The organism is Pedobacter sp. Bi126, from assembly GCF_918698245.1.
Taxonomy (GTDB): domain Bacteria; phylum Bacteroidota; class Bacteroidia; order Sphingobacteriales; family Sphingobacteriaceae; genus Pedobacter.
The window spans coordinates 1,106,067-1,128,474 of the sequence record NZ_CAKKMS010000001.1; the positions used below are offsets into that span (position 1 = coordinate 1,106,067).

General features: G+C 37.1%; 23 protein-coding genes. All 23 read left to right on the forward strand.

Annotated features, from left to right (window positions below):
• Positions 1-5: 5 nt before the first annotated feature.
• The 23 genes from LQ201_RS04405 to LQ201_RS04515 all read left to right on the forward strand — a co-directional run bounded on the left by LQ201_RS04405 (position 6) and on the right by LQ201_RS04515 (position 22,302).
• Positions 6-1,085, forward strand: a complete 1,080-nt coding sequence (locus LQ201_RS04405) for a hypothetical protein (protein ID WP_230145523.1) — start codon at positions 6-8, stop codon at positions 1,083-1,085.
• 4 nt (positions 1,086-1,089) lie between these two features.
• Entirely contained in the window at positions 1,090-1,863 is a 774-nt protein-coding gene (locus LQ201_RS04410) for a glycosyltransferase family 2 protein (protein ID WP_230145524.1), read from the forward strand.
• A gap of 42 nt (positions 1,864-1,905) precedes the next feature.
• Entirely contained in the window at positions 1,906-2,799 is an 894-nt protein-coding gene (locus LQ201_RS04415; protein ID WP_230145525.1) for a hypothetical protein, read from the forward strand.
• Complete coding sequence (locus LQ201_RS04420) at positions 2,799-3,800, forward strand: glycosyltransferase family 10 domain-containing protein (RefSeq protein ID WP_230145526.1); 1,002 nt, start codon at positions 2,799-2,801, stop codon at positions 3,798-3,800. Before LQ201_RS04415 ends, LQ201_RS04420 begins: the two co-directional genes overlap by 1 nt.
• A gap of 3 nt (positions 3,801-3,803) precedes the next feature.
• Complete coding sequence (locus LQ201_RS04425; protein WP_230145527.1) at positions 3,804-4,799, forward strand: glycosyltransferase family 2 protein; 996 nt, start codon at positions 3,804-3,806, stop codon at positions 4,797-4,799.
• Complete coding sequence (locus LQ201_RS04430) at positions 4,778-5,623, forward strand: FkbM family methyltransferase (RefSeq protein WP_230145528.1); 846 nt, start codon at positions 4,778-4,780, stop codon at positions 5,621-5,623. Before LQ201_RS04425 ends, LQ201_RS04430 begins: the two co-directional genes overlap by 22 nt.
• Positions 5,605-6,468 carry a hypothetical protein gene (locus tag LQ201_RS04435; RefSeq protein WP_230145529.1) on the forward strand — a complete coding sequence of 288 codons (864 nt, stop codon included), beginning with the start codon at positions 5,605-5,607 and terminating at the stop codon, positions 6,466-6,468. Before LQ201_RS04430 ends, LQ201_RS04435 begins: the two co-directional genes overlap by 19 nt.
• Positions 6,461-7,441 (forward strand): hypothetical protein, encoded by a 981-nt coding sequence (locus tag LQ201_RS04440; protein ID WP_230146604.1) that lies wholly within the window; start codon positions 6,461-6,463, stop codon positions 7,439-7,441. Before LQ201_RS04435 ends, LQ201_RS04440 begins: the two co-directional genes overlap by 8 nt.
• Before the next feature lie 9 nt (positions 7,442-7,450).
• Entirely contained in the window at positions 7,451-8,569 is a 1,119-nt protein-coding gene (locus LQ201_RS04445) for an acyltransferase (protein ID WP_230145531.1), read from the forward strand.
• On the forward strand, positions 8,557-9,492 hold the full coding sequence (locus tag LQ201_RS04450) for a glycosyltransferase family 2 protein (RefSeq protein WP_256449144.1): 936 nt from the start codon (positions 8,557-8,559) through the stop codon (positions 9,490-9,492). Before LQ201_RS04445 ends, LQ201_RS04450 begins: the two co-directional genes overlap by 13 nt.
• Positions 9,489-10,481, forward strand: coding sequence for a hypothetical protein (locus LQ201_RS04455; RefSeq protein ID WP_230145533.1), 993 nt, complete (start codon positions 9,489-9,491; stop codon positions 10,479-10,481). Before LQ201_RS04450 ends, LQ201_RS04455 begins: the two co-directional genes overlap by 4 nt.
• On the forward strand, positions 10,459-11,481 hold the full coding sequence (locus LQ201_RS04460; protein WP_230145534.1) for a glycosyltransferase: 1,023 nt from the start codon (positions 10,459-10,461) through the stop codon (positions 11,479-11,481). The genes LQ201_RS04455 and LQ201_RS04460 overlap by 23 nt, the downstream gene beginning before the upstream one ends.
• A 4-nt stretch (positions 11,482-11,485) precedes the next feature.
• Entirely contained in the window at positions 11,486-12,502 is a 1,017-nt protein-coding gene (locus LQ201_RS04465) for a glycosyltransferase (protein WP_230145535.1), read from the forward strand.
• Positions 12,503-12,531: 29 nt separating this feature from the next.
• On the forward strand, positions 12,532-13,734 hold the full coding sequence (locus LQ201_RS04470; protein ID WP_230145536.1) for a hypothetical protein: 1,203 nt from the start codon (positions 12,532-12,534) through the stop codon (positions 13,732-13,734).
• An 88-nt stretch (positions 13,735-13,822) separates the two neighbouring features.
• Positions 13,823-15,052, forward strand: a complete 1,230-nt coding sequence (locus tag LQ201_RS04475; protein ID WP_230145537.1) for a glycosyltransferase — start codon at positions 13,823-13,825, stop codon at positions 15,050-15,052.
• Positions 15,053-15,139: 87 nt separating this feature from the next.
• Complete coding sequence (locus LQ201_RS04480; RefSeq protein WP_230145538.1) at positions 15,140-15,883, forward strand: FkbM family methyltransferase; 744 nt, start codon at positions 15,140-15,142, stop codon at positions 15,881-15,883.
• A 2-nt stretch (positions 15,884-15,885) separates the two neighbouring features.
• On the forward strand, positions 15,886-17,046 hold the full coding sequence (locus tag LQ201_RS04485; RefSeq protein ID WP_230145539.1) for a glycosyltransferase family 4 protein: 1,161 nt from the start codon (positions 15,886-15,888) through the stop codon (positions 17,044-17,046).
• Positions 17,036-18,445: an exosortase Y-associated Wzy-like protein gene (locus tag LQ201_RS04490; RefSeq protein WP_230145540.1), complete on the forward strand. Its 1,410-nt coding sequence runs from the start codon at positions 17,036-17,038 to the stop codon at positions 18,443-18,445. Before LQ201_RS04485 ends, LQ201_RS04490 begins: the two co-directional genes overlap by 11 nt.
• Entirely contained in the window at positions 18,442-19,689 is a 1,248-nt protein-coding gene (locus LQ201_RS04495) for an XrtY-associated glycosyltransferase XYAG1 (RefSeq protein ID WP_230146605.1), read from the forward strand. Before LQ201_RS04490 ends, LQ201_RS04495 begins: the two co-directional genes overlap by 4 nt.
• Complete coding sequence (locus tag LQ201_RS04500; RefSeq protein ID WP_230145542.1) at positions 19,673-20,527, forward strand: glycosyltransferase family 2 protein; 855 nt, start codon at positions 19,673-19,675, stop codon at positions 20,525-20,527. The genes LQ201_RS04495 and LQ201_RS04500 overlap by 17 nt, the downstream gene beginning before the upstream one ends.
• A gap of 20 nt (positions 20,528-20,547) precedes the next feature.
• Positions 20,548-21,144, forward strand: coding sequence for an exosortase Y (gene xrtY / locus LQ201_RS04505; protein ID WP_230145543.1), 597 nt, complete (start codon positions 20,548-20,550; stop codon positions 21,142-21,144).
• The gene (locus LQ201_RS04510) at positions 21,128-21,709 is read left to right on the forward strand and encodes a WcaF family extracellular polysaccharide biosynthesis acetyltransferase (protein WP_230145544.1); all 582 of its coding nucleotides are present in this window, start codon (positions 21,128-21,130) and stop codon (positions 21,707-21,709) included. Before xrtY ends, LQ201_RS04510 begins: the two co-directional genes overlap by 17 nt.
• A gap of 197 nt (positions 21,710-21,906) precedes the next feature.
• Entirely contained in the window at positions 21,907-22,302 is a 396-nt protein-coding gene (locus LQ201_RS04515; protein ID WP_230145545.1) for a hypothetical protein, read from the forward strand.
• Positions 22,303-22,408 lie beyond the last annotated feature (106 nt).

The following is a 22,408-nucleotide window of genomic DNA, read 5'->3' on the forward strand; positions in this document are numbered from 1 at the left end:
CATCTATGAAAAAAATTAAAAACATGTCTGCATTTTATGGCACTTTTAATATGGAGATGATTCCCTTGGACGCCATTGATGTTAGCGAACTGGCTCAACAATTTATAAAAGAAGATCGTATTTCAATACAGAATAAATGCAATTTTTCTCAATTATTTGACCGCACTGAAACAGAGGATAAAAAATTTCTGCAAATAATTATAGAGGATAAAATCTATAACATTGCTGACGACCATTACCCCTTGGATATTGATATTGATTTAACAAACCCGAAGAACAACATTAAAATTGTTTATTATGTTTTCATAAATCCCAACTCAAATTGGCAAGGTATTATTTCGGGTCAATTGCTGCAATTAAAAAGTTATGGAATATTATCTGAAGCTGATTTATATATACATGTTACAGATTGTTTCAATTTATTACCTAAGGTTAAGAGCTTAATAAAGGAAATAGCTCCATCTGCTGTAATAAGTTCTAACGATAAGAATCTTTTTGAATACCCTGGCATAAAGCTCATACACGATTTGGCTCTTCAATTTCCAAAAGACAACTTCATTTACCTTCACACCAAAGGAATGGCACACAACATGCATTCAAGATCAACCGAGGAGATATCTCTTTTGGCCAACACCTTTGAAAACTGGCGAAAGAATCTTCAATTGCTAAACAAAAATGGAATACACAAAATTGGCTTATTCCCTGCCATTCTAAAAGAAAATAAGGAAAACAACGGATATGCAGGTGGCTGGATCTGGTATAATTATTGGTATGCTTCGGGAGAATACCTATCAAATTGCCCCTCTCCTGCTCAGACCACAGATCGTTATTATTATGAAGGTTGGCTATCCTTACAGAATCAAAACCCTTTGATAAAACCTGCTGATTGTTTAAGCTTATACAGGATAAAAAATATGTCGAAAAACTATTTTTCTCCAACTGAAGCAGATTTTCATTTAAACTTCATTTCTAGGCAGCGCCTTCATTTAACAAAACGGATCCTTCAGCTTTTTGGAAGTCCAAGGCTGGCACACTATTATTATAAAACCGCCTCTCATTTAAAAAACATTCTCGGGAGAAAGTAAAACAATGACCTCTGAAGATCCAAATTTCAAGCCTGTAAAAATTGACATTGTGATTTTAAGCTATGCAAAGAGTGAGGAGTTAAAACAATTAACTACACAGACAATCCAAACACTGCTGAGCTCTGAAGACCCTAAAAAAATCCACTTCAACATTTTGGTGTTAGAGTCCGAAAAAAAGCTAAGTCCTTTTCAATTCAAAAATACGACGACACTATACCCCAAAGAAAGTTTTGGTTTTAACAGATACCTAAATATTGGTTTGAAGAACACATCTGAAAATTTAATCTGTTTTTGCAACAATGATCTGATCTTTCATAAAGAATGGGCAACCGAGATGCTATCGGTACTGAAGAACAATGATTCAATTTTGAGCGCAAGCACTTTCTGCCCATTGATACAAAGAGATAATGGGGTAAACATGAACATGGAAGCGGTAGAGGGGTACGAAGGTTTTTTTTCAGGCTGGTGTTTCTTGATAAAGCGCTCGCTAATTGATAAAATAGGGTATTTTGACGAAAAATATAAATTTTGGTATGCAGATAGCGATTATTTAAGAACCCTTAATAAATATCAGATTAAAAATGTTTTAATCCCCAGGTCTGTGGTAACACATTTGAATGCGGTTACTTCGAAATCATTAAACAAAAAAGAATACTTCAATCTAACAATGATGCCCCAACTATATTTTAACTACAAATGGAAAAGAGACAGTTATATTATCTACAAACTCAAAACAATCTATTTCAAACTAAAATTTAACTTCAGTTTGTTACGATAAGAAAAACACATAAGTAAAAAATTGACAACAACCCGATCAGTGTTGAAAAATGACAAATCATATTTCACTTATGCCAGTGGAAAAAAATATCTTTCACTGGCATTTACCTTAGCCAGATCTTACAAACATCATAATTCAATAGAAATCCCATTTTATATCATCTCCAACAGCGATTTTAGTCTTCCTTGGGATCTAAAGTGGGTTAAAAAGGCAATCGTCTCCAAATCTCAGGTAGGACCTGGCCTGGAATTTAAATTACATTTACTTGAAATTTCCCCTACTTATAAATCTATTTTTATCGATGCAGATTCATTAATCTATTCAAATATCGATTTTATTTTTAATGAATTTGATGAGACCCCAAGCGTAATCGGCACAAAAGTGACCAATGGCATTTGGGTAGATGAAGATATTGCTGCTACCAGTAATGAATTTGATCTAGGCTACATGATTCGATACTGTGGTGCATTTTATTATTTGGTTAAAAACAAGCAGGGAGAAAAAATATTTGATTATGCCAAAATATTATATCTATCAGGCCGCCCATTTCAGAGAAATGAAAATACAATGTACGATGAGCCCATTTTATCCATAGCCCTATCAAAACATGTTGTAGATCCCCTAATTGATGACGGTAATATCTGGGGAGATCTTGTACATTTCAATTATGAAGATCAACTGAATATTTTTAAAAGTCCTCCCATTTTCGATAATATCCCAGGTTCAGCAACTTACAAGTTCTGGCTGCCAAATGGGAAATACAGCCCATTAATTTTACACGTTGGAAGCGGCAATTTTAATAAAAAGCCCTGGATATTTGATTCTATAAGATTAAAGCTCAATCAAAAGTATTTACTACCAATATTTCTTAGTGATTGGCTTGTTAAAGCAATTGCTATCCCGGTATATCAGCTAGCAAGAAAGTTATTACGTTAATGCAGAAGAAAAGAATTAAGATAAAATTCCAGAATGGAATTGAGTTTCACAGTAGCAAAAAGGAAATATTAGGCGGTCTTCTTGATGAATATGACTTTATTGACAGTGAAAATCCGGATTTTATTGTTTTTGGCCCATATGGAAATAATGTTCCTGAAAAGGGAAATTATACCCGTATCGGCTACTATTGCGAATGCATCACTCCCGATCTATCAAATTGTGAATGGGCATTTGGTGTACCCAGAGAGGAGGAAATCAACAGTTACCATTACAAAAGAATTCAGTGGCATGGTTTAAATCCAGAATCCTTAATAAAGGAAATAGATGCCGAGGAAATTTTAGGCAAAAAAGATAAATTTTGCAATTTTCTATACTCCAACATCATACCACATAGAGAAGCTTTTTTCAAACAGTTATCAAAATACAAGAAGATTGATGCACCCGGCAGATCGATGAATAATATGCCGTCCATTGATAGTCAATATTCTGGGAGCAAATGGGATATTAAGAGACAGTTCCTCACACCATATAAATTCACAATAGCTTTCGAAAGTTACACCTATCCAGGGTATCAAACAGAAAAATTATATGATGCCATGCAAATGAACAGTATCCCTATCTATTGTGGGGATCCAAATATAACAGATATCTTCAACGAACAAAGCTTTATCAATGCCAAAGATTATTTGCCGGCATCAAATAAACCGATTAAAGACTTCCTAGAACAAAACTGTCAATATAATTTTAAAGATTATCTTCCTGCAACCTATAGTAGTATATATTATAAAGTTAGACGCAAGCTTAAAACGATAGGCAAAGCTCAAAAAATGCGTATAGAATTGAAAAATCTAGACTTTACGCCACTGATTGACAGGATTATTGAGTTAGATAAAAATCCTGAAGAATATCTAAAAATGCTTAGGGAGCCTTGGTTTAAGGACAATACGATACCTGAGCATTTATCGGCTAACAATAGGTGGAGAGAAATTTTTGGAAGCTGATCTATGAACTTGCCCTTAGTCTCAATAATTATTCCTGTATACAACGCTGAAAGTTTTATTTCAGAGACTATAAGTTCAGCGATAAATCAGACATGGACGAATACTGAAATCATCATTGTTGACGATGGTTCCACAGACCGTTCACTTGAAATTGCAAAAGAATTTAAAAACAAGAAGATAACTGTTCTTAACCAGCAGAATAAAGGTGCCAGTTCGGCAAGAAATCTAGCTCTCAGTGTAGCAACGGGAGACTATATACAATTCTTGGATGCTGACGACTTAATAAACGAAGTCAAAATTGAAACGCAGGTTAACTTGTTACTAAACAATCCTTACCACCTAGCAACCTGTGCCTGCGTTCATTTTCAAAATGATGCTGATCCCTTTGCAAAACCTATTGTTCACGAATGGGTCAGAGAAGAATCGGATGATCCTATTGATTTCCTTATTAAATTATATGGTGGAAGTTTGATCGGACCAGAATACGGAGGTTTTATCGCCCTTCATTCCTGGTTGATTCCATTTAGCCTTATTAAACTCGCTGGCCAGTGGAATGAAGCGCTATCACTAGACGATGATGGAGAGTTTATGTGTCGGGTAATATTAAAATCAAAGGGCATTAAATATGCTCAAAATGCAGTGGTATATTATAGAAAACATACAGATCATTACAACATCAGCAGTTCGACTTCTGAAACCGCTCATAAAAGCCTGTTAAATTCAGTAAAGCTAAAAATGCAGTATTTGTTATCTCGGAAAGATGATCAGCAGGTTCGTTTAGTGCTAAGCAGGATATTCTTTGAGGTTGCGGTTTCCTTTTATCCCGAATTCCCTTTCCTTACCTTAGAAGCTGAGAATTTGGGAAAGGTGCTAGACCCAAATCAAAAACCTACCCCTTACAAAAACTTTCCTTTAAAACAGATCAGTTATATCCTTGGCTGGAGGAGGGCAAAATTAATTTCTAGATTTAAACACTCATGGAAAAAAAAAATATCATAAAAGTTTCCGGAGCACAATGGAAGCATAACCTTTTATACCGGTTGGCGATTTCCAAAGAATTCCCTTCAAGATTGAGAATACAGAATCTTATCCGTAAATTCTGGAGGCTCGATCTTTTGAAATATACAACACCTTCGGGACTCAAGCTCGTACTTGATGTTACTGACTGGGTTCAGTATCAGATCTATCTACACGGGAACTATGAAAAACAAAGCGTTGAATTATTTAAAAGATTAGGTAAAAATTCTTCAATAATTTTTGATATTGGTGCACATATTGGTCAGTATGCACTGGAGTGCTCACAGGATGATAATTCTATTGAAAAGAAAATATTTGCGATAGAAGTTAACCCAAAAACATTCACCTATCTGTTAAACAACATCCAAGTCAATGAATTCAGGAACATTAAACCTATTTTAGGAGCTGTTGGATCTTCAAAAAATGTGGTCAACATTAATATCCCGGCCTATTGGAATATGGGAAATACAATGATCAATCACGACTCAGAAAATGTAGGATTAGACAATTACTTAGCAGCCACGTTGAGTTTGCCAGATTTACTTAAAACCTATGGCATTTCCAATATAGATCTTATAAAAATAGACGTAGAAGGACATGAAATCAATGTTTTTAAAGAACTGTTCAGTCATAATATATATCCAAAAGACATCATTTTTGAATATATTCCAGAAGCTTTTAAAGAAGCTGACATTCTAGTTAATTTATTCAGAGATAATGGATACCTAATTAAGGATGTAAATAACAATGATTTTATCGGACAGGAAAATATACCAGAACAAAATTTATGGGCAACAAGAGCTTAGGTGATCCCAGCGTAAACCTGGTTATTTTCACCTGCAGTGGTAGGGAACACCTATTACTGAGTACCCTGAAATCATTCAAAAAGTATATTGATTTTAGGTTTAATCAAACTATTCTGGCTATTGATGGAGAAGTTAATCCTGCGATCCTTCAAATCATAAAACCAGATATTGTAATTCAGCACTTTAAAAGGAATGGGTATGTTAGTAGCATTTCGAAAACGTTAACGGTTATAGATGCACCTTATTTTTTTTGGCTAGAGGATGACTGGAGTTTCAAAGAAGAAATATCTATAAGCGATCTGTTAAAAAAAATAAGTAGCAATACGAGTTGGACCCAGATAATACTGAGCAAATTTGGCCCACTTAGCGATGAGCAAAAGAAGAAAAAATTATTCGGAGATTTCTACGAAACCGATTTTGGCTTTTCGGCGAATCCGTCCCTCTGTAATACCGGACATATAAGGTCTGCATTTGAATTGCTTAAAACAGCTGTTAAAGGAGATGTCTTAGGTCATGACGGATTCGAAAACTTCTTAACTAGAACTTTCAATCAAGCAAAGCTAGTCTGTGCAATACAGGATCCGAAAAATAATCATCCAATTAAACATGAAGGCTACCTGGAAACGACTGCAAGAAACTGGCACATGATCAACTCACTTGAAACACGTACACCGGAGCACCTGTTAACGATTCCCAGGCCTTCAATTCCCAGACGGCTCATAATGCTATTTAAACTTTTCTGGGTATTTCTCTCACTAAGTTTCAGGCAACTATTTAACAATAAAACATATGAATTTTGTTTTAGAGTAATTACTGGTGCAGATTCAGCTAAAAAAGATGACTGAGCAAAGAAATGTATTGACAATTGCCACAGGGAAACCCCTCTACGTAAACCTTGCCCTAAATTTGGCCCGCTCGTTTTATTACTGGAACAGTGATACGGGGATTAAGTTCTATCTGGCAACTGACAGACCGGATCTTATCCCATTGGATGTAAAACCTTTTGTATGTATAATTCCATTAACTGAAAATCAACTGGGAAAGGGTTTCTCCACTAAATTACATTTGGAAAAGCTTGCACCACCAGGTAGGACATTATTTATAGACAGTGATTGCTTAATTTATGGAAATATCCAATCCATATTTGACCGTTTCGCCGGGCACGCTGTTTCAGTTATCGGTGATTTTATTTCAAAAGGTGAATGGTTTGGTGACATCGAATCTATTTGCAAAAAATTACGGCTAAAAAAAATACCCAAATTTAATGGAGGTGTATATTATCTAGAAAACGGTGATCTGGCTAAACAGATCTATGAAACAGCCCAAAACTTGGAAAGGCGTTACGATGAAATCGGATTTGTTAAGCTTAGGGGTACTTCAAACGATGAGGTATTAATGGCGGTGGCAATGGAAATGAATGGTCAAAATCCTATATTGGATGATGGTACAATTATGGGGGATTTACAAGCATGCCAGGGAGATTATAAACTGAATGTAATTGAAGGTCATGCTGAGTTAAGCAATCCCGCCTATCCAAGTCCCTTACACCAAAGTTGGTATCCCCATACAACTATCCACCCATTGATTGTGCATTTTTTAGGTTATTACACCCAACATCATCCTTATCTACTTGATGCGTACAGGCTAAGAAAAAAATTGGAGAACAACCTTACTATCTGGAACAGGCTAAAAGGAAACTTCACTATAAAATATCCATCGCAATTGAAAAGCGCGGTAAAAAACATTTTCAGACCGCTATTTCACTGTTTGTTTGGATATCGAAGCATTGGACGCTCGGAAAGAGATAACATTTTGTAAGCAGCTAAGATGAAGTACATAAAAGGATTAGATGTATTAAGAGCTGTAGCTGTCTTTTTTGTTATTATAACACACTGGGGGCCACATACCTTTAAATCTGAAATTTTAACTTTTATTTTTCAAAAAATTATCCCTGATGGAAATTTCGGTGTTGATCTTTTCTTTGTTCTTAGCGGCTATCTAATAACCCGGATATTATTAAAGGCGAGAGAGGAGCAGTCCGAGGAATATAGATTTCGAACAATAAGGGCTTTCTATATCAGAAGGGCATTAAGGATTTTTCCAATATATTATTTACTAATATTTGTTGTTTGTTTACTAGGTGCTCAGAACGTTATATCCAACCTAGATTACTACCTGACCTATACCTCTAATTTTTTGGTGTTCAAAACCAATTCATGGGACAGTATCACCCACACATGGTCATTGGCAGTCGAGGAACAATTTTATCTTATATGGCCCTGGTTCATAATTTTTCTACCAAGAAAGCATCTTTTAACCTTCATCCTTACAGCTTTAATATTCGGCATTTTAAGTACGCTGACATTTGATTATTTTCTTGGGGATTTCTTTTATATTCTGCTTCCTCCCTGCATAACAGCATTTTCAATTGGCGCATTATTGGCCTATAGTGAATTTTATCCAGCTAGTCGAAAAGTAATTGTACCCGCCTTTAAACTATTATTTCCAATTATTGTTCTATTTTTCTTTATAAATCAATTTGGCTATAAATTAAGCTTGATCAGAGCAGTTAATTCTATTCTTGCCATTAACTTAATCATGTATGTAGTTAATGAGAACTACAACAAGTTTACAAAAATGATCTTCACGAACAAGCTCCTCATCAATACGGGCAAAATAAGTTATGGCATTTATCTTTACCATTTTATTGTTCCATCCTATTGGAACCAGTTCGTAGATTACCTCAACCGATATTTTTTGTTTACTCCTGAGACCTTAAAGTTTTTAAAATACCCTCCTCCTGCCTATTTAATTGAACTGGCACTTGTGTTTATTATTTCATATTCCTCATATTATTACCTTGAGTTGAGGTTTATCAGGTTAAAGAACAGATTTGGCTACGTAACCGCCGATCATAAAAATTTATCTAAAGAATGTGTGACGTAAGTATTGTTATACCGACATTTAACCGGTTATGGTGTTTACCCAGGGCTGTGGAAAGCTGTAGAAACACAATTTGTCAAACCGAAATTATTGTTGTTGATGATGGCAGTTGTGACGGTACCTGGTCGTGGCTGCTCGAGCAAGATGATATAGTTAAACTCAGGCAGGACAACCAGGGACAAACCTATGCTATAAACGCAGGCACCTCAATTGCGAAGGGAAAATATATCCGTTTCCTGGATAGCGATGATTTTCTTGAAAGTGGTATAATTGACAAGCAGTTTCAAAAGGCTGAGCAGACGGGAGCTCAATTAGTGTATAGTAGAGTAGATGGATTTGACTTAGAATCAAAGGCTGTAACCGCTTACCCCGAAATGGTGGAATGGGAAGATTTTATGGAGTTACAATTAAGTACCCGCTATGGAAGTCATTTCCTTGGAATGTTATTCAGAACCGATAAGGTTAAACTCGTTCCAAGAAGACCCGATTTTGCGCTTAGAGAGGATAGAATGTTTCTTCTAGAATACGGTCTGTTAAATCCCCGATTGGCATTTGTACCGGGTTGTGCCGGATATTGGGTTAAACATGTTAACCAAATGCAGGGGAACTATAGTGGACTAAAATCGCAAGCCGCAAACTGGCAGTCATTAAACATCTATAAAAAAATCTTAGCCAAACTGAATGAATCAGGAACGTTGAACGAAAGTAGAATAGCCGCAGCGTGTACTTCGCTATGGCCATTATCGACCTGGATTGCAAAAGACCATCCCATGGATGGATTGGATGTTTATAATTGGATACTTGAGCTCAATCCCTCGTTTAAAATTCCTGAAAATGGGGCTTTAGGTTTTGGTTATAATTTACTGGGTTTTAAAAACATGCAAAAAGTCATGTCCATGCGAAGAAAAATTAAACGTCTATTTTGAAGCCTTTAAACATTTTCTACCAGGAACCGGAACACGATCGTTGGTTTAAATACGACCGTTATCCAAGGAAACTGCTTAGGCATATTATTCGGGGTGAAGAAAAACCAGGTAGCATTATGATGGTTGCTTTAGGTTTAATTGCGGGCCTTGAACGTCTTGGGGTTCCGTACCGCTTCAATGATTTTAAGTATATCAAAAAAAATACTGCTGAGATTGCATGTATTATTGGAAAGCCCCACTTGCTCGATAAATACGACTGGAAAAATCCCATTGTATTTGGCCCTGGTATCTTTTCACACCCTGTAGATTACCCCGATCTCTTGAACAAATACCCCAACATCAAGAAAATTCTTGTACCGGGACCATGGATGCAAAAAATGTTCGCATCTGTTTACGGTGAAGAATCTGTACTATCTTGGCCAGTTGGGATTGATACAAATAAATGGAGTCCAAAAAATACAGTAAAAGAAAATGATTTCCTAATATATAGCAAGTTTCTCTGGAATAAGGAAATCAACCGATCTGAAATGCTAAGGCCTATTCTCGATAAACTAGATCAAAATGGCCTAAAATATGAAGTAATAACTTATGGAAAATATACTCATGAATTACTGAAAGACAGTTTAGATAGAAGTAAGGCTGTTATATTTTTGTGTGAACATGAGACCCAAGGCATGGCATATCAACAAATCTTATCAACAGATTTGCCAATATTGGCATGGGATCGTGAAGACTATTGGATAGATCCCACCTATTATCCCGAGAAAGTTCGCTTTACCCCTTCCTCATCAGTACCTTATTGGGATGAGAGATGTGGGCTTAAATTTAAAGGACTAAATGATTTCGATCAAAAACTTTCAATGTTTCTAAAAACTAATAACAGGTATTCCCCACGGCAATATATTTTAGAAAACCTGACATTGGAAATCTGTGCCGAACACTACATCAACTTAATTAATTCCCTCAATGAAGATACTTCAAATAGTTAATCCGGTCATTCCTTTTCCTGCCGTTACAGTTGGGGGTAAAGAAAGGATTGTGCAGTATCTAATGCATGAACTTGCCAACAGAGGCCATGAAGTTACATTGATGGGGCATGATGATTCCGTAGTTCAACCTGGGGTGAAATTTGTTCCTATAGGGACATATTTAGACCAAAAGAAAACCAATCAAAAAATATGGAAGCATTTGCTGCTAAACAAATATGATGTAATCCATAACCATGGCAGACTAATTTATCTTTTACCTAGAATCTGGGATACTACAAGAAAAATTCACACTTTTCATATGGCAGAGCTAGAGACTAGATCTTTTAGAAGGTTTTTAGCTCTGAAGGCAAAAAATTTAACGCTTTGCCCATGCTCAAAATGGATAAAAGATAAATCTGCGCACTTACCAGGACATTGGGACTTTGTACAAAATGGCCTGCCTTTAGATTTATACAGATTTTATAACAGAGAAGTATCCTTAGATGCTCCTTTAGTGATAATTGCACGGATAGGGTTAAGTAAAGGTATATTAGAGGCCGTGCAAATTGCAAAACAGAGTAATAAAAAGCTCATTATTGCGGGGAAAATAGGAGATTATCCTCATGAAATTGAATGGTTTAATGACAATTTGAAAGACTTATGTGATGGTGAGATAATTAGATTTATTGGTCCTGTGGATGATCAGCAAAAACAGATTTTACTTAACTCAGCACTGGCTTTATTAATTCCAACTATAGATAGCGAAGCATTCAATACCACCATGATAGAGGCCAATGCATGCGGTTGTCCCGTTATAAGTTATGACCGGTTCTGTTTTACAGAATTTATTGAACCCGGCATTAATGGGTTTAAAGGCAATACCGTTACTGAACTAGCAGCTAGCATTAATCAACTCCATTTAATTGATAGGGCTAAATGCCGTGAAATTTTCGAGCAGAGATATACTGCAGATACCATGGCCACAAATTATTTAAAACTATACGTTAACCAAGCGATTTAAACAAATGAAAATTCTTCTTGTAATGGATCCTTTTATTCCTGTTCCACCAGATCATTATGGGGGAATTGAACGGGTAATACATGATATTGCATGCCAATATGTTGAAATGGGACACCGGGTAACTATAGTTGCGGGGCCAAACTCAAAATCGCCCGACAGGCTTGTTACCTACGGGCAAAATGGTCTTCTAAAAGCTCAGGTGAACCTGAAATTATTATCCGATATCTACTTTATCTTAAGAAGAGAGATTAAAGAACATGATGTAGTTCATAATTTCGGGCGCTTGCTTTTCCTATTGCCTTTTATAAAGAATCCAATCTCAAAGGTTCAGACATACATGCGGTATGTAAATATTAAAAACATTCGTGGTATCGACCGGCTCAAACCAAAAAACTTAAAATATACAGCAGTCTCAGAGGCTATATTACAAACAGGTCAAACCCCTGAGAGTTATTGGAAAACAATATACAACTGTACTCCAATAAATAATTTTGATTTTAAGGGACATACCCCCGCCACAAACTATCTTGTATTTTTAGGGCGAATAGAGCGTTGCAAAGGTCTTCATTCTGCCATAGCAGTTGCAAAACTGACAAATTATAAGCTTATAATCGCGGGAAATATCTCTGATATACAGGAAGAAAAATGCTATTTTGAGGAGGAAATAAAACCGTTAATCGATAATGAGAATATAGTTTATATTGGTCCCGTCAACAATGTTCAGAAAAATGATCTACTTGGAAATGCTAGTGCACTTTTAACTCCTGTTGAATGGTTTGAACCATTTCCCATTATTATACCGGAAGCATATGCTTGTGGAACCCCTGTACTTGGTTTTGACAATGGAGGGATAAAAGAAGGGATTGTTGAGGGCATCACGGGATATGTTAGTAAAAATGTATCAGAAATGGCATATCATGTAAAAAAAATCCATCTTTTAGATAGGGCTGCCTGTCGGATAAAGGCAGAGGAAGAATACAGTGATAGGAGAATTGCAAAAGATTACCTGTCTTTATATTAAAAGCTCATCGTAATTTCTTTATAGAAAAATTGAGAATTGTTTTAATCACTTCAGGGCAACCTACCTTAAATCCGCGCTTGATCAAAGAAGCAGATGCTTTGTTGCAGGAAGGGCACCATGTAACCGTAATCTACCAATACTGGAATGATTGGGCAACCTTACACGATGCTGATTTACTGGCGCAAAAGAAATGGAAAGCCATCAGAACGGGTGGATCGCCCCACGAAAACAAACGTATTTATTGGTATAGTAAATTAAGGTTTAAACTGGGGCTGTTCCTATTTCATCATTTTCGGATTGCTTCAGAGCTTGCCATAGGAAGATGTTCAAAACTGTTATATAAAGAGGCAAAAAAACATCCTGCGGATTTATACATCGCACATAACCTGGCTGCCTTACCAGCTGCGGTAAGGGCAGCTAAAAAAGCTCAGGTAAAGGCTGGCTTTGATGCTGAAGATTTTCACCGGAATGAGGTGAGTGATGATGAAAACAACAGCGACTTTGCATTAAAAAAGCAAATTGAAGAAAAGTATATGCCACAAGCTGATTATATCACTGCTTCAAGCGAACTCATCAGTCAAAAGTACAGTTTGATCCTGAACAGGGATATAACAACAATTTTAAATGTTTTCCCTAACAAAGACATTGAGCAAAAACCCTTAGAAAATAACTGCCTAAAATTATTTTGGTTCTCACAAACAATAGGCCCGGATAGAGGGCTCGAAGAGGTGATCAGATCATTAAATCAGATAAAAAAGCCTTTTCAACTTCATCTTTTAGGGAACATTACTTCATCTTATCATGAGGAGCTTTTAAAAATAGTGACTTTCGAAAAGGAAAATATATTTATCATTGAGCCTGTTCAGCCGGATAAGATTTTCGAAATAGCCAGCGCTTTTGATGTTGGTCTGGCAACCGAATGTTCGTTTCCGACAAACAGAGATATCTGTTTAACTAACAAGATATTTACTTATATGCAATCGGGACTAGCGATCATTGCCTCAGACACAGCTGCCCAAAAACAATTCATGAACCAATATCCAGCTATGGGGCTTGTATATAAAAGCAACAAGATCAATACACTAGAGGAAATCGTCCTTACTTACATCACCAATCCTGACCTGCTCAAATTGCACAGGATAAATTCAAAGAATTACGCTTCAAATAATTTAAATTGGGAGACAGAAAAAATAAAGTTTCTATCAGTTGTAAATCAGTTACTTAAAGGATAATAATGCTGTTCATCACAAAATATAGGTATCAAAATTGAAGCGGCTTTTAATAATCTCCCCTTACTTCCCTCCTTCCAATACCCCCGATATGCAGAGGATCAGGATGAGTTTACCATATTTTGATACTTTTGATTGGGAAGCAGAGGTGATAATGGTAGACGAGCGGTTTTCGGATTTAACAAAAGAGCCATTGTTATTGAAAAGTATACCTGAAAGCATAAAAATACACAGGGTAAATGCACTCTCTAAAAAATGGACTTCAAAATTTGGTCTAGGCAGTCTTTCACTAAGGTCTTTGATGTTTTACCGAAAATATGCAGACAAATTACTAAAAACAGAAAAGTTTGACCTCATTTACTTCTCTACAACAGAGTATCCCGTTACCGTATTGGGGAGGTATTGGAAGAAGAAATTTGGTATTCCTTATGTTGTCGACATACAGGATCCATGGCATTCCGAATATTATAAGACCTTACCAAGACATCAGCGGCCAAAAAAATATTGGTTTTCTTACCGGTTAAACAAATTTTTAGAGCCCATAGCCATGAATGCAGTTGATGGGCTCATCAGCGTTTCGCAGGGCTATATTGAGGATTTGATCGACCGCTATCCATCAATAAGCTCAAAGCCGGTTGCCACAATCCCATTCTCTTTCTTTGAAAAAGACTTCGAGATAGCCAAGAATATCCAGGAGTCACCGCCATTAGATCAACGGTATGTAAACCTGGTTTACACCGGGCGGGGTGGCTTCGATCTGCATAAAGCGCTGGATTTACTCTTTGAGGGATTTAAACTCGGATTGAAATCACATCCCGAGCAATTTAAAACCTTACGGTTCCACTTTATTGGCACCAGCTATGCGCCAAAGGGAACAGGAATTAAAACAATACTGCCACTGGCCGAAAAACACGGAGTCGGTACTTATGTAAGGGAAGAGACAGACCGAATGGGTTTTTACAACAGTTTAAATTACATCAGTGGTGCTGATGGGGTAATTATCCCCGGATCAGATGATCCAAACTACACGGCTTCCAAAATCTACCCCTATATTTTATCAAAGAAACCTTTACTTGCCATTTTTGACCACCAGAGCAGCGCAGCAAAAATTATCAAGGAGTGCCGGGCGGGTTCAATTGCCACATTTCAAGACCCTCAAGCAGTAAAGATCATCAGTGATTACCTGCATATCCTATCATCAAAATCAAACAGCGAAGTTGAAACAGACATGGAAAAGTTAGAAAAATACAGTGCAGAACAGATGACAAAACATCAATGTGAGCTGTTTGACAAAGTCATTGCCCAAAAATCCAAACCTTAAATGCTAAATTATATCTACCTCTTTTTGTTAAGGCGAAACCCCTTCAAGGGACAGTTTAAATTATTTTTATGGCTTTACACTAGGAAAATGTTAAAATCATTTAAACTTGTCGGCCAACCTCTCGAGGGTGACTTTAAACTGAACCTGGATACAGGCAAATATATTGATGCCTGTATCTACTACACCGGTGATTATGAGTTTTCCTTAAAAATGCATTTTAAAAAATACATCAACGAAGGGATGACAGTAGTAGACGTTGGCGCAAATATCGGTTTTCACACTTTATACTTCGCCGCTCTTGTTGGCCCATACGGAAAAGTAATTGCATTTGAACCCATGCCGGATAATTTTGAGTCATTAACCAAAAACATCAAGCTAAACCAGTTTGATCAGGTTCAGCCCATATCAAATGCGCTGAGCAATAAAAATGAGGAATTAAACATCCATATCAGCAAAAACCTCAAAAACCCGGGTGCGCATAACCTTTTTGAAGAAGGAGAGAAAAACGCCACGGTAACCTGCAGAAAAGGAGATGATATATTGGAAGAACTAACTGCTGCCCGTATATCTTTTATCAAGATCGACGTTGAAGGTTATGAATATCCTGCATTGCAGGGACTGGAGAAAACGATCAAAAAAGACAGACCGGTTATCTTTTTCGAATATGACCGAAACTATCAGCTAAGAACCACAAAAAATCCAGAGGATTTATTTTTATTTCTACAAAACCTAGGTTTTACATTTATTGAAATTGATGGCTATGGAAGAACAGCACCGTTCAGTTATACCCCTGAAATCCAAGGCGCTGAGATCATCGCCATCCCCGACTGAACATGCCATTTCATTTAGCGATATTAACCACACATCCCATTCAATATTATGCTCCGGTTTTTAAACTGCTCGCTGCAGAAAAAGATATTGAGTTAAAAGTATTTTATACCCTGGGAGATGACAGAGAAATCAAGGATGAGGGTTTTGGTAAAGCCATTACCTGGGATATTCCCCTGCTTGATGGATATGAGTTCGAATTTCTGGAGAACCGTTCCAATCATCCGACAAGCAGTCAATTTAACGGGATAGATAATCCCTCTTTATTTGAACGGGTCGACCAGTTCAGGCCGAATGCAATCCTGGTTTACGGATGGGCCTATAAAAGCCACCTGAAAGCCTTAAAACATTATCACAACACTATACCAATCTGGTTTAGGGGCGACAGCACCCTGCTTAATCCTTCACCTTTATGGAAAAGGATTATCCGCAAAATCAGTCTCACCTGGATTTATAAAAAGATTGATCTTGCCTTTTATGTAGGAACAAACAACCAGGAATATTTTATATCGAACGGAATGTCTCAACACCAGCTTATATTTGCACCGCATGCGATTGACAACAATCGCTTTAGGATCGAGTGCAATGATGAAAAACAGCTTTTACGCCATCAGTTCAAGATAGCCGATGATCATATTCTGATTCTGTATGCCGGAAAGCTGGAACCGGTAAAAAACCTGAACTTATTACTCGATGCTTTTATCAGGATAAACATCCCTAATGCCCATTTACTTTTTGTTGGCAATGGTGTACTGGAAGGAAAACTTATAGCAGAGAGTAAAAAGCATAAAACAGCAGACCGGATACATTTTATAGATTTCCAAAACCAGCGTAACATGCCCGTAGTATATCAGGCCTGTGATATATTCTGCCTTCCTTCTTTGAGTGAAACCTGGGGATTATCTGTAAATGAGGCAATGGCAGCAGGCAAAGCGATACTTGTTTCAGATCAAGTCGGCTGCGCCATAGATCTGGTAAAAAATAATGAAAACGGATTTATATTTGAATCAAATGATTTAACTAGTTTAGCGAAACATCTCAGGACAATGATCGAAAGTGGAAAGCTGAAAGAAATGGGCGAGATTTCTAAAGCCAAAATACTCAGCTGGTCGTTTTCAGATCAGGTGAAAGCGATAATGAGCCAAATAAACAAACATGTTATCTAAGAATTTTTTTGCCTTTCTTCCTGTCTATTTACCTTTCTTATTTTCTATACTGCTTAAAGACCTGCCCCATGTTTCCTATTTTATTGCCTGGTCAGGTTCGTTTTTTATTTTTTATATGGCATTTAGCGGCCGGTTGAAAAAATTACCGGATGATCTGCCAGTCCTTCAACAGCTGCTCAGGCCCATCTTTTTGATGCATGTTATTTTTGTAGGTTACATGGCATGTACATCGATATTCTATTACATCAATTCAATGGGGTATGAGTATTTTGAAAACGTGAGAAATACATCGCCAAACCTGATGATCTTCAAAGATATTGCCAATTGCCAACGGTACTATGTATTGGGACATGCTGCGCTGATCCATGGAATATTATTCAGGATGGACTACAACTTTGAGAAAAAATATGCTTTGAGGGTCAGTACAATGAGCGTATTTTTATTTCAGCTTTCTATAGTCTGCCTGGCATTGGGGCTTGTATTTGAAAGAGTCGGTTTTCTCAATCAGTTTAGTATCCAATTAAATGGTCTGAGTTTCGTATCGGGCACAATTAGCCTGACTTTTGCGATTAAAGAACGCAGGAACACTTTGATCATATTGACCGCTCTTCTGTTTTTAGGAAATCTTCTAAAAAGTACGGTTTCTGGTTTTAAGGAACCTATTATCATCTGCGTTTTACTTTTGGGGATATTTCTTCTGCCGGTTTATGGAAAAAAAATAATTCCTTTTTTTGCTGTTATCATGATTGCACTTTTCATCCTGCTTCCCACATTTATCGGTGCTTACCGCAGCAGTGCCTATAGCGGTGGTGATGCCACCTACTCTAGGGAAAAAGGCTTGAGTGCAGTATTGGACAAGAATAATCTTCAAAGAGATCTGCAGGAGAATTATTGGTCGTTTTTAACCAACCGCCTTTCGGAAATTGATATGTTTATCAATTACACAACCACAACACCTCAATTTGTGCCCTATTATAAGTATGATATTGTTAAACAGGGTTTCCAGTCTATCGTACCAAGGGTAATATGGCCGGAAAAACCAGTCACAGAGGATATGGTAATGGACAGGGTTTATCGGGCCGGGGTAATCAATCCGGCTTCCCAGGTGTCTGCAAAACCTGCATACATTGTTGACGGCTTCTTATCTTATGGATATTTCGGTGTCTGGGTAGCCCTTTTGTCATTAGGTTATATCAGCCAGCTGATCAGCTGTAAGGCGGAGATGCTATTCGGAAGTTATTTCTTGGGAACCGCTGTAATGTTTGCCGGACTGTTCCAGATTCTCTGGAGAGGCAACAGTTTTGAATTTATGTTCAACTCTGTTTTGTGGAGTTACGTTACCATGCTGATTATCTTCAGGTTTCTACGGGCAAGGGCCATAATCGACAGGATAAATTGAAAATCATACAGATCTCCGCCTCATACAAACCAGCCTATATCTACGGCGGGCCTATACAGAGCGTTGCAAAATTATGCGAAGCCTTTATGGGTTTAGAAATCGGTGGTGAAGGCTTAAGTGTTGATAATATACAAGTACTAACTACTACGGCAAATGGAAGTGCTGAGCTAGATATAGCCATAGGCAAACCTGTTTTGGTAGAGGGTGTAAAAGTGACTTATTTTAAACGCTGGACAAAGGATCATAGCCATTTTTCGCCGGGGTTATTGTTGAGTTTACGGAAAGCGATCCTTCATTGCATCCAGAACGACAAGACAAGTGCTAAGGATGACAGGCTGGTTATCCACATCCATGCCTGGTGGAATTTGGTTTCGGTATTAAGCTGTTTGCTTGCCAAGTGGTATAAAATCCCTGTAGTTTTGTCTCCTAGGGGAATGCTCACCTCCTATACATTTGGCAACCGGAATTCTTTTTCAAAAAGGATCATCCATAAATTAATGGGGAAACAATTATTAAAATATTGCCACATCCACGCCACCAGCGAACAGGAAAAAAGAGATATTTTAACGATAGTACAACCTAAAAGTATTAAGGTAATTGCCAATCTGGTTAGTTTAGGCGCTGGAGCGATAGTTAGTGAGTATCATGCATCAATCGTAAAAGATGAGGAATCACTTATTTTCAAGATTATTTTTCTTTCCCGCATTGAAGAGAAGAAAGGACTTGAATTGCTTTTTGAAGCTTTAACACTTGTTGATGTCCCCTGGCAGTTAACCATCGGTGGTACAGGCAAGGAAGAATATGTACAAAATTTAAAGCACAAGGCTGAAACGCTAAAACTTAGCGAGCGAATTACCTGGCTTGGACAGGTAAATAATGAAGAAAAGTTTAACCTAATGGCCGAGCATGATGTAGCTGTGCTCACTTCTTACAACGAAAATTTCGCTAACATAGTGGTTGAAAGTTTAAGTATGGGTACTCCCGTATTGATCAGTAAATTTGTTGGTCTTGCTGATTATGTGGCTGATAAGAACCTGGGGTGGATTACCGGGTTGAAAGTTGAACAGATAAAGGCTGGCATCGTTGCTGCTTATCAGGATATTGAAAAAAGAAAAAAAATCAGGACTACTGCTCCATCGCAAATCAATACTGATTTTAATGATGACATTTTGGCTAAACAATACGTTGAATTTTACAAAGAAATTCCTGCTACTGATAATAACTTAAATGAATCAAAATTTTAGTTTTATCATATTAACCTTTAATGAAGAAATTCATTTATCCAGGTTGTTAGAATCTATTAAGAAGCTTGATGCCAGCACATTTATTTTGGATAGCGGAAGTACCGATAAGACATTGGAAATTGCTAATATTTATGGTGTAACGGTAAAACAAAACCCTTTTATAAACCACCCAAAACAATGGGATTTCGCTTTAAAAAACTTTAAGGTAGAAACTCCCTGGACAATCGGCCTCGATGCAGATCAAACCGTTACACCCGAGCTGTTTGAAATGTTGGCCAACTTTAAAGAGGAAGACCACCTCAATATTAACGGTATTTACTTTAACCGCAAAAACTTCTTTCAGGGAAGCTGGATCAGGTTTGGTACCTTCTACCCTTTTTATCTTTTAAAAATGTTCAGGACAGGGATCGGGTTTTCTGATCTCAATGAGAACATGGATCACCGTTTTATTGTAACGGGCAAAACTGAAATCTGGAAGAAAGGCTGGATTCTGGAAGAAAACCTAAAAGAGAATGACATTGCTTTTTGGAAAGCCAAACACGAACGCTATAGTGATCTGGTGGCGCAGGAAGAGGTAGAAAGGATGTTAAAACTACGGACACAAAGTTTAAAGCCTAACTTTTTGGGCAGCCCTGATGAAAAACGGGCTTGGTTAAAACAATTATGGTGGAAACTTCCGCTTGGATTGCGCCCCTATCTTTACTTTGGCTACCGGATGTTTTTTAAACTCGGTATATTTGAGGGCCCAACGGGAATTAAATTCCATTATCTTCAAGGTTTCTGGTTCAGAAAACTGGTAGATAAAAAAATTAAAGTAATTCAAAAAAACAGAAGTTAAATTATAAATGCCGATAACATATGAACCCAGAAGAAGCAAAAAAAGAAGCGAATAAAAAGGCCATCAAATTTGTGTTTGCCCTGTTCATATTATACATCCTTTTTAGCCAGGGCAACCTGTTTATGAATAGTGTAATGAGTCCAGGCTCCAGGTTCTACAATGTCTATATTGCCGATCACTTTGATTATATTCAAGGCTTAAAAACAGCATTAATTGTTCCTGCAGTATGGATTATCAAAGCTTTTGGGTTTTACGCCATTCACAATGAAATGGACGTTATGGTAGTATCCGGGCCTTATCTTCGCGTGAATTACTCCTGCCTTGGCCTTGGTGTAATGAGTTTTTTGGCTGCTTTTGTACTGGCATTCCCTGCGCCATGGAAATCGACTTTTAAAATGCTGGTGATCGGTTTTATTGCCATCTACCTTCTGAATGTATTGCGTATTGCAGGTTTGGGTATCTTATTGGGATTCTTTAAATCTCAACGGAACAATTTTACCTATCACCACGAAATTTTTAATATCATTGTGTACATCTGCATTTTTGCAATGTTATATTTTTGGATCAAAAGAAGCAATAAATTAGTTAAAAATCAAACCATTGCCAACAACAGATAAAGAGGAAATTTTCCTAAAAACACAGTTACACAAGAATTTTGATACTGGCGATTTTAAGGTTGGTGCTCCCATCTTCAAGCAGATTTTGTGGTACTTTACCGATGTCATCTTTTTTAAGAGCCGTTTAATGCCAGTTAGTTCGGTACTGGTTGCTTTGTTACGGTTATTTGGTAGCAGGATTGGCATAGAAGTACGCATAAAACCGGGCATTCACGTAAAATATCCATGGAAACTGGAAATTGGCGATTATAGCTGGCTTGCTGATTGTTATATAGACAATTTGGATCAGGTAAAAATTGGAAAAAACTGCTGTATTTCGCAACAGGCTGTTCTCATTACCGGAAATCACAATTATAGCCGCACAAATTTTGACTTAATGACTGGCCCCATAGTGCTGGAAGATGGAGCCTGGATTGGTGCTGCAGCTACAGTTGGCCCTGGTGTAACGCTACATAGTCATGCGGTTTTAACAATGGGAAGTGTGGCGAACAAAAACTTAATGCCTTACAGCATTTACCAAGGCAACCCAGCGGTAAAGGTTAAAGACCGTTTAATAAAAGAATAATACAAAATTCAGACTAAAATATAAAGCGGATTGCTGTTTGGCAATCCGCTTTTTTTGAATAGCTATTCAACTATTTATTGACAAATATCAATAGTTAAGGTTTCTTTAACAATCAAAATTATCTTATTTAAAAAAATATCAGGACATTTGTATTGTGTGTCGTCTTAAACCTATTTAAGTTGGTAAATTTTAAATTAATGAAGAATAAGTACTCCTTATCTTCTAACCTTATTTTAATTACTTTTTTAATCGGGATTGTAAATCTGTTTTTTTACAATTATGAGAGTACGCAGGAGTTGGTTATTTTTATATCAATACTCATCACGCGCTACCTGCTTTTTATCCTGATCAGGCGCAGGTTCGGATGGAGCAAATACTTATTGATACTTATCATTATAAGAAGCTTTTACCGCCTGTACGTAGTAATGGGTGATGCAGATATTCATTCGGTGACCAAGATAAACCTCTATTTACAGGCCATTATTTCCATATTGGCTTTTGCAATCCTGTTTATTATCCCAAAGTTAAAAGAGTGGATAGGCGAGCGAAGAAAATATCTTTCTGCAACCAGGGTGTCTAACGCCCAGCCTTAGTTTTTATCTGAAAAGCATAAAAAAGGATTAACTAGAAAATGGGCGATCTTTCTACTGGCTCTACACAACAATTATTTCAATGAAAAACGGTATAATTGCCGAAAGC

What these genes read in the sequence shown, in the direction of transcription:
- LQ201_RS04405 (WP_230145523.1), top strand. Translation starts at nt 6, where the DNA reads ATGAAAAAAATTAAAAACATGTCTGCATTTTATGGCACTTTTAATATG.
- LQ201_RS04410 (WP_230145524.1), top strand. Translation starts at nt 1,090, where the DNA reads ATGACCTCTGAAGATCCAAATTTCAAGCCTGTAAAAATTGACATTGTG.
- LQ201_RS04420 (WP_230145526.1), top strand. Translation starts at nt 2,799, where the DNA reads ATGCAGAAGAAAAGAATTAAGATAAAATTCCAGAATGGAATTGAGTTT.
- LQ201_RS04425 (WP_230145527.1), top strand. Translation starts at nt 3,804, where the DNA reads ATGAACTTGCCCTTAGTCTCAATAATTATTCCTGTATACAACGCTGAA.
- LQ201_RS04430 (WP_230145528.1), top strand. Translation starts at nt 4,778, where the DNA reads ATGGAAAAAAAAAATATCATAAAAGTTTCCGGAGCACAATGGAAGCAT.
- LQ201_RS04435 (WP_230145529.1), top strand. Translation starts at nt 5,605, where the DNA reads ATGGGCAACAAGAGCTTAGGTGATCCCAGCGTAAACCTGGTTATTTTC.
- LQ201_RS04440 (WP_230146604.1), top strand. Translation starts at nt 6,461, where the DNA reads ATGACTGAGCAAAGAAATGTATTGACAATTGCCACAGGGAAACCCCTC.
- LQ201_RS04445 (WP_230145531.1), top strand. Translation starts at nt 7,451, where the DNA reads ATGAAGTACATAAAAGGATTAGATGTATTAAGAGCTGTAGCTGTCTTT.
- LQ201_RS04450 (WP_256449144.1), top strand. Translation starts at nt 8,557, where the DNA reads ATGTGTGACGTAAGTATTGTTATACCGACATTTAACCGGTTATGGTGT.
- LQ201_RS04460 (WP_230145534.1), top strand. Translation starts at nt 10,459, where the DNA reads ATGAAGATACTTCAAATAGTTAATCCGGTCATTCCTTTTCCTGCCGTT.
- LQ201_RS04465 (WP_230145535.1), top strand. Translation starts at nt 11,486, where the DNA reads ATGAAAATTCTTCTTGTAATGGATCCTTTTATTCCTGTTCCACCAGAT.
- LQ201_RS04475 (WP_230145537.1), top strand. Translation starts at nt 13,823, where the DNA reads ATGCAGAGGATCAGGATGAGTTTACCATATTTTGATACTTTTGATTGG.
- LQ201_RS04480 (WP_230145538.1), top strand. Translation starts at nt 15,140, where the DNA reads ATGTTAAAATCATTTAAACTTGTCGGCCAACCTCTCGAGGGTGACTTT.
- LQ201_RS04485 (WP_230145539.1), top strand. Translation starts at nt 15,886, where the DNA reads ATGCCATTTCATTTAGCGATATTAACCACACATCCCATTCAATATTAT.
- LQ201_RS04490 (WP_230145540.1), top strand. Translation starts at nt 17,036, where the DNA reads ATGTTATCTAAGAATTTTTTTGCCTTTCTTCCTGTCTATTTACCTTTC.
- LQ201_RS04500 (WP_230145542.1), top strand. Translation starts at nt 19,673, where the DNA reads ATGAATCAAAATTTTAGTTTTATCATATTAACCTTTAATGAAGAAATT.
- xrtY (WP_230145543.1), top strand. Translation starts at nt 20,548, where the DNA reads ATGAACCCAGAAGAAGCAAAAAAAGAAGCGAATAAAAAGGCCATCAAA.
- LQ201_RS04515 (WP_230145545.1), top strand. Translation starts at nt 21,907, where the DNA reads ATGAAGAATAAGTACTCCTTATCTTCTAACCTTATTTTAATTACTTTT.